This is a genomic window from Kitasatospora sp. NPDC057015, assembly GCF_042673745.1.
GTDB lineage: Bacteria > Actinomycetota > Actinomycetes > Streptomycetales > Streptomycetaceae > Kitasatospora.
Map to the genome: position 1 here is coordinate 1,224 of NZ_JBHUSG010000073.1, position 13,810 is coordinate 15,033.

At 72.3% G+C, this 13,810-nt stretch carries 6 protein-coding genes; 4 read left to right on the plus strand and 2 right to left on the minus strand.

Translation table 11 applies throughout. From position 1 onward, the window contains the following. Window positions 1-146: 146 nt before the first annotated feature. On the minus strand, window positions 147-710 hold the full coding sequence (locus ACFTWP_RS38855; RefSeq protein WP_380269884.1) for an acetate uptake transporter: 564 nt from the start codon (window positions 708-710) through the stop codon (window positions 147-149). Between the two features lie 363 nt (window positions 711-1,073). Continuing rightward, window positions 1,074-3,638 carry a SpoIIE family protein phosphatase gene (locus ACFTWP_RS38860; RefSeq protein WP_380269885.1) on the minus strand — a complete coding sequence of 855 codons (2,565 nt, stop codon included), beginning with the start codon at window positions 3,636-3,638 and terminating at the stop codon, window positions 1,074-1,076. Between the two features lie 573 nt (window positions 3,639-4,211). Here ACFTWP_RS38860 and ACFTWP_RS38865 point away from each other — a divergent pair. The 4 genes from ACFTWP_RS38865 (at window position 4,212) to ACFTWP_RS38880 (ending at window position 13,783) form a co-directional block, all read left to right on the plus strand. Further along, entirely contained in the window at window positions 4,212-8,726 is a 4,515-nt protein-coding gene (locus tag ACFTWP_RS38865) for a HAMP domain-containing protein (RefSeq protein ID WP_380269902.1), read from the plus strand. A gap of 332 nt (window positions 8,727-9,058) precedes the next feature. Then, on the plus strand, window positions 9,059-9,697 hold the full coding sequence (locus ACFTWP_RS38870; protein WP_380269886.1) for a two-component system response regulator: 639 nt from the start codon (window positions 9,059-9,061) through the stop codon (window positions 9,695-9,697). 189 nt (window positions 9,698-9,886) lie between these two features. After that, the gene (locus tag ACFTWP_RS38875; protein ID WP_380269887.1) at window positions 9,887-12,613 is read left to right on the plus strand and encodes a DNA translocase FtsK; all 2,727 of its coding nucleotides are present in this window, start codon (window positions 9,887-9,889) and stop codon (window positions 12,611-12,613) included. A gap of 273 nt (window positions 12,614-12,886) precedes the next feature. Then, a complete protein-coding gene (locus ACFTWP_RS38880; protein ID WP_380269888.1) occupies window positions 12,887-13,783 on the plus strand; it encodes a helix-turn-helix domain-containing protein in 897 nt (298 codons plus the stop codon). The last annotated feature ends 27 nt before the right edge of the window (window positions 13,784-13,810 follow it).

Sequence of the window (13,810 nt, forward strand, 5' to 3'; positions counted from 1 at the left end):
GCGGGGGGCGCTCGGCCGGGCCGGGCGGGCCGGGGGGATGAGGGGGGGGGGGCGGGCCCCGGGGCAGCACCCCGGCCCCGGGGGGGGGGGGGCCCCGGCGGGGGGGGGGGGGGGGGGCCGCCGGGCGCCCCCCCCGACCGGGTGCGCTACTTGACCGGCAGCGCCGTCCGGCCCCAGCCGCTGTTGGTCAGCGCGGCGGTGGCCCAGTACCAGGCGACCAGTCCGGAGACCGCGGCGAGCCAGCCGCCGACCTTGGCGAGACCGCCGGAGCCGGCGAAAGCGGCGATCGCCGAGACCGCCAGGGACACCGTGAGCAGGCCGTAGACGGCCCGGCTGAACAGGCCGGAGTTCCAGCTCGCGGCGGCCAGCGTGAGCGCCAGCAGCGCCCACAGCAGCAGGAACAGGCCGGTGGCGTTCTTGCTCGCGCCGCCCGCCGCCGACCAGACGGCCCAGAAGGCACCGAGGCTGGTGAAGGCGGTGCCGGTGAAGCCCTCGCCGGAGCGGAGCTGCCAGAGGCCGGCGACGAAGAGGGTGAGCCCGCCGACCAGGTGGGCGAGGGTGGCTGCGTCCTTGGCACCGGTGCCACTGAAGATGCCGGTGGAGAGCAGGCCGTAGGCGAGGAGGGTCAGTCCGAGTGCGAGATATCCGAGGGAACCGGCGTCGGCTCCTGAGGACCGGGCGTTCTGCGCCCCGGTAGCTTCGTTGCTCACCGGAGGCTCCTTTCACTCTGGGCGCGCCTGAAGCGCTGTCAGTGCGAGCGATGAGGTGGCTGCGCGTGGCCGGCCGAGGGCGCACGGAAGAGAGGTGCGAACGGCTGCGGCCAGATGAAGTGCCAGCGGAAGAGCTGCTGGTCAGTGTCCCCGCCGGGGGATTTCCCGGTGAATCCGGTGTACCCGGCCCCGAGCCGCTTGTACCCTTGTGAATGGCACAATTTGTACGGTCGGCTCTTGTGGGGCGCCCATGATTGGCCACTTGGTGAACGGGGTTGACCGTCCGGGTGAATCCCCCGCGTCGAAGGTCGGGTTCGGCCCGGGAGCGGCCTTCTGACGGGTGGTCGGCTGCCGGCGGCGCGATCAGCCGGTGCGCTGCAGGGGCACCCGCAGGGTGAGGATCGCCATGTCGTCCGAGGGCGGCTCGGGGGCGAACCGCTCCACCGCCCGCTGGACCCGTGCGGCCACCGCGCCGGCGGTCAGCCCGGTGCAACCGGAGAGCACCTGGGCCAGGCCGTCGTCGCCCAACATCCGCAGGCCCTCCCGGCGTTCGGTGACGCCGTCGGTGACGCAGAGCAGGACCTCGCCCGGTTCCAGCACCAAGTGCTCGGCGATGAGATCCAGTTCGTCCATCACGCCGAGCAGCGGCTGCGGCGTCGCGGCCTGGTCGACCTGCCCGTCCACGCGCAACCGCAGCGGCAGCGGATGGCCGGCGCAGACCATGGACAGCTCGGTGCAGCCGTCCGCCCGGGGAGTGAGCTCGCCGTACAGCAGGGTCAGGAAGCGACTGCGCGAACCCTCGTCCAGGATCGCCGCGTTGAGCCGTCGCAGGACCTGTGGGGCGTCCAGGCCCTCGCGGGCGAGCAGTCTGAGCGAGTGGCGGGCCAGCCCGGTCACCGAGGCGGCCTCGGGGCCGGTGCCGCAAACGTCGCCGATCGCGAAGCCGTAGGTGCCCTCGCGGATCGGGAAGAGGTCGTAGAAGTCGCCGCCGACCTCGTTGCCCTCGCCGGCGGCCTGGTAGAAGACGTCCACCTCGACCCCGGGGATCTCGGGCAACTCCGGTGGCAGCAGGCTGCGCTGGAGCGCCTGGCTGGTGGCGGTGCGCTCCGAGTAGAGGCGGGAGTTGTCCAGCGCGAGGGCGGCGCGGCGGGAGAGGTCCTCGGCGAGTTCGAGCATCTCCTGGCGGAACCGGACGCCGGTGGGGGCGCCCAGCACCAGCAGCCCGATGACGCGGTTGCGCGCCGCCAGCGGCAGGACCACCGTCTCGCCCAGCAGGCCCGCGAGTTCGGGGCTGTCGGCGAGGCCACCGGTGCGGGCGGCCTCGGCCGGGGCCGTCCAGAACCGGGTGCCGGGGGCCGGATCGGCCTCCGGGGCGGGGATCTTGTCGAGGACGTACCGCAGCGGGTCGATCCGGTCCTCGTCCTGGTGCAGGACGAAGGCGAGCGAGGCCGGCCCGCTCTGCTCGCCGCTGGTGTAGACGGCGCACCAGGACGCGAGGGTGGGGACGGCCATCTGGGCCATCAGGGCGAGCGTCTGCTCGTGCTCCAGCGTGCCGGCCAGCAGTTCGGAGGCCTCGACGAGGAAGGACAGCGATCCCCGGCGCAGCCGTTCCAACTCGGCGAGCCGGGCGCTCTCCAGGGCGAGCGCGACCCGGTCGGCGGCGAACTGCAGGCGCAGCGCGTCCTCGTTGTCGTAGCGGCCGGGTGCGGCGGCGGCCACGCCGAGCGAGCCGATCAGCCGGCCGTCGACCTTGAGCGGGACGGTGATCAGCGAACGCAGTCCCGCGCCGGTGAGCAGCGGGACGGGCGCGGGCCGGCTGGCGAGGTCCTCGTGCACGGCCGGCAGGCGGGAGGAGTCGAAGCGGCTGCCGCCGTGGTCCACCGGGAAGCGGGCGTAGCGGCGGCGGGCCGCGGTGAGCCCGGTGGCGGCGCGGACCTCGAACTCGGTCTCGTCGTCGGTGGTGAGGAGCAGGTAGGCGGCGTCGGCGTCGAGGAGGTCCCGGGCGCGTTCGACGGTGCGCTGGAGCAGGGCGCCGAGGTCGTCGGAGGTGGCGGGTCCGGCGAGCAGGTCCAGCGGGGTGTCGGCGGGGCCCGCGGGCTCGCCCGCCACGGTGCGCGCGGGGGAGCGCAGGACGGCGCGGTCGACCTCGCGGACGAGCAGGCAGAGGGTCGAGGGGACGCCTTCGGCGTCGCGGACCCGGATCTGCACGCCGTACACCTCGACGGTGAGTCCGTCGCCGCGGCGCAGGCCGAAGCCGCCCTCCCAGCGGGCGAGCCGGAGGGTCTCGTCGAGTCCGAGGCCGATGCCGGCGGACTGGGGCCAGGCGGCGTACTCGGCCCACGGGTGGCCGAGGACGTCGTCGGCGGCGTGCAGGAAGAGCGCCTCGGCGTCCGGGTTCCAGGCCAGCACCCGGCCGTGCTCGTCGATCTGGACGACGGCGACGTGGACCGGCCCGTCGGTGCTCGGCAGTTCGTCGCCGGGGGTGGCCGGTACCGCGTACCGGGTGCCGATGACGTGGTCGGGCAGGGGGAGGCGGAACCAGACGGTCTTGCGTCCGGCCGCGTACTCGACACCCCAGGAGGAGGAGAGGGCCGAGCACATCAGCAGTCCGCGGCCGCCCTCGTCGTCCGGGTCCGCGTAGCGCTCGACGCCGGCGTCGGGGACGTCGGCGAAGGCCGGCAGGCCGCGTTCGGGGTGGTGGTCGGTGACCTCGACCCGGATGGTGGTGTCCTCGCGCAGGCAGCAGACCTCGGCTGCGGTGCCGGCGTGCACGACGGCGTTGGTGACGAGTTCGCTCACCAGGACGACGGCGTCGTCGACGACCTCGGGCAGGCCCCAGCTCAGCAGGGCGTCGCGGACGAAGCCGCGCGCGGCCGCGGCCGACCGGCCCACTGGTCCGAAGGTGGCGGCTGCGCGCGCGGTGACCACGTTGCCACTTCTCCTCTGCTCTGGCCCGGCTGCCCGCCTCGCACGGTGGGCGCTCCGGGAGCGAATCGCCTGCTGCGCCTGCCGGGTGGCGGCGGCGGGACAGGCTTGTGGCCCGGCGCAGCGCTCCACCCTACTTTCCGCTTGGTACCCCGTGGGTACGGGGAGCCGAAACAAGCACCGGAGGGTGATTCTGGGCACGTGTTTGCCCCTCAGTGGTACCAACCGTGCGCACCCGGCCGTGCACCCGGTGCCAGTACTGCCAGACTGGGGGGTCCGCACGGACCTGATCGCGCAGTACGGTCGAGGCGGTGCCGGTGGGCCGCAGGGCCCGCACAGCGGTGTTCGACCGCGCCGGTGCCCGTGCCCGAGCGGATCCGGGCGGTACTGGACAGTTCACGATGTGGGAGGGTCCCGTTGAGTTCGGCCACCAAGGACGCAACCGGCACGACACCGTCCGCCGCACGCGGCGGACGGTCCGGAGCCGCGCCTCGGGGCGCCGCCGGACGGCGCCCCAACCACACCAGGGGCGCCGAGCCCGCGGAACTGCGCAAGGTGCTGGCGGCGCTGACCGCCATGCGTGACGGCAACTTCAAGCGCCGGCTGACCGTGCCGGGGGACGGCCCGCTGGCCGAGATCGCGGCCGTCTTCAACGAGGTCGCCGAGCGAAACCAGCACCTCACGGGTGAACTCGCCCGGGTCCGCCGGGCGGTGGGCCGGGAGGGCCGGCTGTCGGAGCGACTGGAGACCGGGGCCGGCGAGGGCGCCTGGATGGCCGCGGTGGACAACTGCAACGCGCTGATCGACGACCTGGCCCGCCCGATGGCGGAGGTCGGCCGGGTGCTGACCTCGATCGCCGACGGCGACCTCGAACAGAAGATGGAACTGCGCTCGATCCACACCAACGGGGCGAGCCACCCGCTGCGCGGCGAGTACCTGCGGATCGGCCGCACCGTGAACGGACTGGTCGACCAGCTCTCCGAGTTCACCGACGAGGTGACCCGGGTGGCCATCGAGGTGGGCACCGAGGGCAAGCTGGGCGGCCAGGCCAGGGTGCGCAGCGTGTCCGGCAGTTGGAAGGACCTCGCGGATTCGGTCAACACGATGGCCGGCCGGCTGACGGCGCAGGTGCGCAACATTGCCGAGGTGACGACGGCGGTGGCCAAGGGGGATCTCTCCCGGAAGGTCACGGTCGAGGTCGACGGCGAGATGCTGCAGCTGAAGAACACCGTGAACACCATGGTGGACCAGCTCAACTCCTTCGCCGCGCAGGTGACCCGGGTGGCCCGGGACGTGGGGACCGAGGGTCGGCTGGGCGGTCAGGCGCAGGTACCGGGGGTGGCCGGGGTCTGGCGGGACCTGACGGACTCGGTCAACTTCATGGCGAACAACCTCACCGGCCAGGTGCGCAACATCGCGCAGGTGACCACGGCGGTGGCCCGCGGCGACCTGTCGCAGAAGATCGAGGTGGACGCGCGGGGCGAGATCCTGGAGTTGAAGAACACCATCAACACGATGGTGGACCAGCTCTCGGGCTTCGCGGAACAGGTGACCCGGGTGGCCCGCCAGGTGGGCACCGAGGGGCGGCTGGGCGGCCAGGCGCAGGTGCCGGGCGCGGCGGGCGTGTGGCGGGATCTCACCGACAACGTCAACTTCATGGCGAACAACCTGACGGACCAGGTGCGCAACATCGCGCAGGTGACCACGGCGGTCGCCAAGGGCGACCTGTCGCAGAAGATCCAGGTGGACGCCCGGGGCGAGATCCTGGAGTTGAAGAACACCATCAACACGATGGTCGACCAGCTGGGCGCCTTCGCCGACGAGGTGACCAGGGTCGCCCGGGACGTCGGCACCGAGGGCATCCTCGGCGGCCAGGCCAGCGTGCCCGGCGTGGCCGGCATCTGGAAGGACCTCACCAACAGCGTCAACCTGATGGCCAACAACCTGACCAGCCAGGTGCGCAACATCGCCGAGGTGACCACGGCGGTGGCCAAGGGCGACGTGTCGAAGAAGATCACCGTGGACGCGCGCGGGGAGATCCTGGAGCTGGTCACCACCGTCAACACGATGGTGGACCAGCTGTCGGCGTTCGCGGACGAGGTGACCCGGGTGGCCCGCGAGGTGGGCACCGAGGGGATCCTGGGCGGTCAGGCGCGGGTGCGCGGGGTGTCGGGCATCTGGAAGGACCTGACCGACAACGTCAACTTCATGGCGTCCAACCTGACCAGTCAGGTGCGCAACATCGCCGAGGTCGCCACCGCGGTGGCCCGCGGCGACCTGTCCAAGAAGATCACCATCGAGGCGCAGGGCGAGGTCGCGGCCCTCGCGGGCACCCTGAACACGATGGTGGACCAGCTGTCGGCGTTCGCCGTCGAGGTGACCCGGGTGGCCCGCGAGGTGGGCACCGACGGCATCCTGGGCGGCCAGGCCGGGGTTCCGGGCGTGGCCGGCATCTGGAAGGACCTCACCGACAACGTCAACCTGATGGCGAACAACCTGACCGGCCAGGTCCGCAACATCGCCCTGGTGATCACGGCGGTGGCCCGCGGCGACCTCTCGCAGAAGATCGACGTGGACGCCCGCGGCGAGATCCTGGAGCTCAAGACGAGCATCAACACCATGGTCGACCAGCTGGGCTCCTTCGCGGCCGAGGTGACCCGGGTGGCCCGTGAGGTGGGCACCGACGGACGCCTGGGCGGCCAGGCCCGGGTGCCCGGCGTCGACGGCACCTGGCAGGACCTCACCGAGTCGGTGAACGAGCTCGCCAACAACCTGACCCGCCAGGTGCGGGCGATCGCGCAGGTCGCCACGGCGGTGACCCGGGGCGACCTCTCGCTGCGGATCGACGTGGACGCGTCCGGGGAGCTCGACGAGCTCAAGGACAACATCAACCAGATGATCGCCAACCTGCGCGAGACCACCCGTACCAACCAGGAGCAGGACTGGCTCAAGACCAACCTGGCCCGGGTCACCGGTCTGCTGCAGGGCCGGCGCGACCTGGAGGCCGTCGCCTCGCTGATCATGACCGAGCTGACGCCGGTGGTCTCCGCCCAGCACGGCGCCTTCTTCCTCGCCCAGCCGGCCGGCCGCACCGCCGAGCTGATCACCGAGGACGACGACGAGAACGACACCGTGCTGCGCCTGATCGGCAGCTACGGGTACCAGCGCCGGGCGATGCCCACCACGTTCCGGCCCGGCGAGTCGCTGGTCGGCCAGGCCGCGGTGGAGAAGCGCTCGATCATCCTGAAGGAGGCGCCGCCCGGATACCTGAAGATCGCCTCCGGGCTGGGCGAGGCCTCGCCCGCGCACGTGGTGGTGCTGCCGGTGCTGTTCGAGGGCCGGCTGCTCGGCGTGATCGAGCTGGCGACCTTCAGCTCGTTCACGACGGTCGCGCTGGACTTCCTCAACCAGATCGCCGACCTGATCGGCGTCACCGTCAACACCATCAGCGTCAACACCAAGACCGAGGGCCTGCTGCTGGAGTCGCAGCGCCTCACCGCCGAGCTCTCGATGCGCTCCGCGGAGCTGGAGGCCCGTCAGGAGGAGCTGGAGCGCACCAACGAGGAGCTCCAGGAGAAGGCCGAGCAGCTCGCCCAGCAGAACCGCGACATCGAGATCAAGAACAGCGAGATCGAGGAGGCCCGGCAGGTCCTGGAGGAGCGTGCCGAGCAGCTCGCCCTCGCCTCGCGGTACAAGAGCGAGTTCCTGGCGAACATGTCGCACGAGCTGCGCACGCCGCTGAACTCGCTGCTGATCCTGGCCAAGCTGCTCTCCGACAACAACGAGGGCAACCTCTCGCTCAAGCAGGTCGAGTTCGCCGACACCATCCACGGCGCGGGCTCCGACCTGCTCCAGCTGATCAACGACATCCTCGACCTCTCCAAGGTCGAGGCGGGCAAGATGGACGTGCGGCCGGCGAAGATCGCGCTGGTCCAGCTGGTCGACTACGTCGAGGCGGCGTTCCGGCCGCTCACCGTGGACAAGGGCCTGGACTTCGCGGTGCGGGTCTCGCCCGAACTGCCGGTCACCCTGCACACCGACGAGCAGCGGCTCCAGCAGGTGCTGCGCAACCTGCTCTCCAACGCGGTGAAGTTCACCGACTCCGGCGCCGTCGACCTGTACATCCGCCCGGCCGGGGCGGAGGTCCCCCAGCACGTGCGCGAGCAGCTGCTGGAGACCGGCGCGATCGGCGACCCGGACGAGGAACTGGTCGCCTTCTCGGTCTCCGACACCGGGATCGGCATCCCCGGCAACAAGCTTCGGGAGATCTTCGAGGCCTTCAAGCAGGCGGACGGCGGCACCAGCCGCAAGTACGGCGGCACCGGCCTCGGGCTCTCCATCAGCCGCGAGATCGCCCGGCTGCTCGGCGGCGAGATCCACGCCGAGAGCGAGCTCGGGCGCGGCTCCACCTTCACCCTGTACCTGCCGCTGCGCAGCGAGGCGCCGGACCCGTCCGCCCCCGAGCGGCCGGCCGTCCCGCCGGTGCGCGCCTCGGTCGGCGTGACGCCGGTGGGCACGCCGGTGCCGGTGGGGGAGAACCCCGCCGACCACTGGGCGCAGGAGGTCCGGGAGCTGGCTGAGGAGCGCCGCCGGGGCGCCGTCGAGCGCCGGCGGGCGGCGGCCGCCGCCGAGGAGAGCGCGCCGCACCGGCCGAGCGAGTCCTTCGCGCGGCCGGGCACGGTGGCCCGGCCGGACGGCCGTTTCGACGGGCGGTTCGACGGCGAGCAGGTGCTGATCGTCGACGACGACATCCGCAACGTCTTCGCGCTCACCAGCGTGCTGGAGCAGCACGGCCTGACCGTCCTGTACGCCGAGAACGGGCGGGAGGGCATCGAGGTGCTGGAGCAGCACGAGGACGTCGCCCTCGTCCTGATGGACATCATGATGCCGGAGATGGACGGCTACGCGACCACCGAGGCGATCCGCCGGATGCCCCAGTTCGCGGGCCTGCCGATCATCGCGCTGACCGCGAAGGCGATGAAGGGCGACCGGGAGAAGAGCATCGAGGCCGGCGCCACCGACCACATCACCAAACCGGTCGAGACGGACCACCTGCTGACCGTGATGCACCACTGGCTGGAGCGGAAGTGACCGCCCCCGACCGGCCCCACCGGCCGGCCGGGGCGCGGGCGGGGGAGCCCGGGTCGCGGCCCGCGCCCGCGGCGGCGCCGGTTCGCTAGCGAGGATGGCCGGGAACCCGGTAGGGTCACCGATCGTTGCGAACAGTGACGACACGGCGACTCAGCGCAGAGGTGCGCCGGGGTGACGCCCGATCGGTCGTCGACGCGGTCTTCGCGCAGGTCGGCGGGCCGCATCCCACCGGGCGATGTGACGGGCGAGGGGGTCGGGCTAGCATGACCGGGGTAGTGGTTGGCAGTACCAAGGTGCCGTCCCCTGGACGGCAGGCGGCAGGAGGGCGGGTCGTGGTGCAGAAAGCGAAGATCCTCCTGGTCGACGACCGACCGGAGAACCTGTTGGCCCTGGAGGCCATCCTCTCCGCGCTCGACCAGACGCTGGTGCGCGCCGCGTCCGGCGAGGAGGCGCTCAAGGCGCTGCTGACCGACGACTTCGCGGTGATCCTGCTCGACGTCCAGATGCCGGGGATGGACGGCTTCGAGACGGCCTCCCACATCAAGCGGCGCGAGCGCACCCGGGACATCCCGATCATCTTCCTCACCGCGATCAACCACGGGCCGCACCACACCTTCCGCGGCTACGCGGCGGGCGCGGTGGACTACATCTCCAAGCCCTTCGACCCCTGGGTGCTGCGCGCGAAGGTGTCGGTCTTCGTCGACCTCTACATGAAGAACTGCCAGCTCAAGGAGCAGGCGGCGCTGCTGCGCCTGCAGCTGGAGGCGGGCGGCGCCCAGCCGGCGCTGGGCAGTGCGCTGCTCGGCGAGCTGTCCGCCCGGCTGGCCTCGGTGGAGGAGCAGGCGGAGGCCCTGACCAAGCAGTTGGACGGTACGGCCGACACCGGCGCCGCGGCCACGGCCGCGCACCTGGAGCGCAAGCTGACCGGTCTGCGCCAGGCCCTGGAGGCACTGCGCCCCGGCTCGGACTGAGCCGTTCGGGCCGGATCCCGCCGGTCGAGCCCCCGCCGCCGACGACCCGCCGCCGGCGGGCCCGGCCGCGTGGACGGTTGGTCCGGCCGGGTGAAGCGGGGTCAGCGTGACGGTGTGTCTGCGACACGCGCGCCCCTCGGTGCGCGGGCGCGTGTCCACAGCCGCGCGCCGCCGGTAGGCTGCTGGACCATGGCCACTCGTACGCCCGGCAGTGACGTCAGCGGTTCGCGCGGCGGGGCCGCGCGCAGCTCTGCTGGGGGCGCGGCGAAGAAGGCGGCCGCGAAGGCCCCGGCCAGGAAGGCGGCGCCGGCGAAGAAGGCCGCCCCGGCGAAGAAGGCGGCGGCCAAGCCCGCCCCGGCGCCCGCCCCGCCACGACCGATACTCTTCCGCGCCGTACGGGCCGTCTGGCTCGGCCTGGCCCACAGCGTGGGGGCGCTCTTCCGGGGCTTCGGCGACGGCGCCAAGGGCCTGCACCCGGATCACCGCAAGGACGGCGTGGGGCTGCTGCTGCTGGCCCTGGCACTGGTCACCGCGGCCGGGACGTGGTTCAGCCCGCAGGGGTGGCTGGGCGAGGCCGCGACCAACGTGGTGTCCGGACTGTTCGGCCGGCTCGACGTGCTGGTGCCGTTCCTGCTGGCCGCCGTCGGGGTGCGGCTGATGCGGCATCCGGAGGTGCCGGAGGCCAACGGACGGATCGTCATCGGGCTGAGCGCGCTGGTGGTCGGGGTGCTCGGCCTGGTGCACATCGGCTGCGGGGCGCCCGCGATGGGCGGTGGCGCCACCCGGATCCGGCAGGCCGGCGGCCTGACCGGCTGGGCGGCCTCGACGCCGATGATGGCGGCCGCCGGCCCCCCGCTCGCCGTACCGCTGCTGTTGCTGCTGGCCTTCTTCGGCCTGCTGGTGGTGACGGCGACCCCGGTGAACCGGATTCCCGAGCGGCTGCGGCTGCTCGGGGTGCGCCTGGGCGTGGTCGAGCCGACCGCCGAGGAGGCCGCCGCCCGGGGTGGTGCGCCGGAGCGCGAGTTCTCCACCGACCCGCCGGAGGACGCCGACCCGAACGCGCTGCCCTTCACCCTGGACACCGACGGTGACACCACGGGGGACGAGATCGCGGCCCGCCGCCGGCGCCGGCGGCGCAAGCAGCTGGACGAGCCGGAGCTGGAGGCGGCCGCCGGCGACCTGTTCGCCAAGCCGCCGTACGGCGGCGCCCGGCCGGACGACGACCCGTACGCGACCCGCGACATCGCGGCCGGGGTGGCCGCCGACCTGGACGGCGCCCTGCTGTACGGGGTGCCGGCCTCGCCCGCCGTGGCGGACATGATGCACCAGGTCCAGGACCGCACCGCCCCGCCCGAGGAGGCGGCCGTCCCGGCGGCCCGCACGGCCGGCCCGGCGGCGCCGGAGGAGCACGGCCCGGCCCCGGTCCGGATGGAGCAGCTCCAGCTCTCCGGCGACATCACCTACGCGCTGCCCTCGCTCGACCTGCTGGAGCGCGGCGGCCCCGGCAAGACCCGCAGCAAGCTCAACGACGACGTGGTGGCCCAGCTGACCGGCGTCTTCGCCGAGTTCAAGGTGGACGCCAAGGTCACCGGCTTCACCCGCGGCCCGACGGTCACCCGCTACGAGGTCGAGCTCGGCCCCGCGGTCAAGGTTGAGCGGATCACCGCGCTCGCCAAGAACATCGCGTACGCGGTGGCCAGCGCCGACGTGCGGATCATCAGTCCGATCCCGGGCAAGTCGGCGGTCGGGATCGAGATCCCCAACCTGGACCGCGAGATGGTCAACCTCGGCGACCTGCTGCGCTCCCGGGCCGCGGCCGACGACGACCACCCGATGCTGGTCGGGATGGGCAAGGACGTCGAGGGCCACACCGTGATGGCCAACCTCGCGAAGATGCCGCACATCCTGGTCGCCGGCGCCACCGGTGCGGGCAAGTCGTCCTGCATCAACTGCCTGATCACCTCGGTGCTGGTCCGGGCCACCCCGGACGAGGTCCGGATGGTGCTGGTCGACCCCAAGCGGGTCGAGCTGACGGCGTACGAGGGCATCCCGCACCTGATCACGCCGATCATCACCAATCCGAAGAAGGCGGCCGAGGCGCTGCAGTGGGTGGTCCGCGAGATGGACCTGCGCTACGACGACCTCGCCGCGTTCGGGTTCCGGCACGTGGACGACTTCAACGCGGCGGTGCGGGCCGGCCGGATCACCCCGCCGCTGGGCAGCGAGCGGGAGCTGACGCCGTACCCGTACCTGCTGGTGATCGTCGACGAGCTGGCGGACCTGATGATGGTCGCGCCGCGCGACGTGGAGGACTCGGTCGTCCGGATCACCCAGCTGGCCCGGGCGGCCGGGATCCACCTGGTGCTGGCGACCCAGCGCCCCTCGGTGGACGTGGTCACCGGCCTGATCAAGGCGAACGTGCCCTCCCGGCTGGCCTTCGCGACCTCCGCGATGATGGACTCCCGGGTCATCCTGGACCAGCCGGGCGCGGAGAAGCTGATCGGCAAGGGCGACGCGCTCTTCCTGCCGATGGGCTCCAGCAAGCCGATCCGGATGCAGGGCGCCTTCGTCACGGAGGCGGAGATCGCGGCCGTGGTCCAGCACTGCAAGGACCAGCTGTCGGCGTCCTACCGCGACGACGTGACGGTCGGTGGCGGACCGCGCAAGGAGATCGACGAGGAGATCGGCGACGACCTCGACCTGCTCATCCAGGCGGCGGAACTGGTGGTCTCCACGCAGTTCGGTTCGACCTCGATGCTCCAGCGCAAACTGAGGGTCGGCTTCGCGAAGGCGGGCCGGTTGATGGACCTGATGGAGTCTCGTGGGATCGTTGGCCCGAGCGAGGGTTCCAAGGCCCGGGATGTGCTCGTCAAGCCGGACGAGTTGGACGGTGTGATCATCAGCATCCGGGGGTAGCCGTGCCCCGCGCGAGCAGTGACCTCCGGGCGTGTCCACTCGTTCGGAGGACAGTGGGTGCCGTGGGAACCGACCGGGTTGCCACGGCGTCACAGGGCCGGGGAGCACCATGGACCCACCGGGCTGACCGCCCGTCATCCGACGGCGGTGGACCCGCGGACCCCCGGCCGGGATGGGCGCGCACGTTCGGGCCTATTCCGCTTGAGAATCGTTCCGACCCCGCCCCTAGACTGTTTCTCCAGCAGGTGGCCATCCGCTCGAAAGGCGCACCCCGTGACCATCGGCAAGTCCCCGGACCGTGACAACCGCCGATCCTCCGCCGGCCAGGCCGGTGCCGTGCCAGGCCGGGACGGCTCCGACGGGACCCCTGCGGCACCGGATCCGGCCGACGGCCCGAGCATCGGACGGGTGCTGTCCGGCGCCCGGATCGAGGCGGGCCTCACGGTCGACCAGGTGAGTGCGAGCACCCGCGTCCGGGTTCCCATAGTCCACGCCATCGAGGAGGACGACTTCGACCGCTGCGGCGGCGACTTCTATGCCCGTGGCCACATCCGCTCGATCGCCAAGGCGGTCGGCATCGACGGCGACGTCCTGGTCGCCCGGTACGACGCCGCACACGGCGGAGCACCGGCGACCAAGCGTCCCACCCAGCTCCTCGACACCGGCCCGATCAAGGTCAACGACCGGCGCCGTCCGAACTGGACGGCGGCGATGGTCGCCGCGATCTTCGTCGTGGTCGGCCTGATCGGCTTCAACCTGGTGAACGGCAAGACCGGTGTCTCCGGCACCGGCTCGGCCAGCGCACCCCTCCCCAGCGGCTCCGGCACCGGGTCCGTCGCCGCCGCCTCCCCGAGTGTCCAGCCGCCCGCCCCGGCGCCCAGCGTCGCGGCGATCGCGGCCGCCCCGGCCGACAAGGTGACCGTGAAGCTGGTCGCCGAGAAGGACGCCAGCTGGGTGTCCGCGGTCGACGGCAACGGCAAGTCGCTCTACCAGAACAACGTCGAACCCGGGCAGGACCAGACCTTCACCGACGCCAAGCAGATCAAGTTGGTGATCGGCAACGCCGGTGCCGTGCACGTGTACGTCAACGGCAAGGACCTCGGTCCGGCGGGCAAGGACGGGCAGGTGGTGCACGTCACGTACACCCCCGGAGACCCGCAGGCAGGCTGAACCGGCGGGGCGAAGATCTGCTAATCC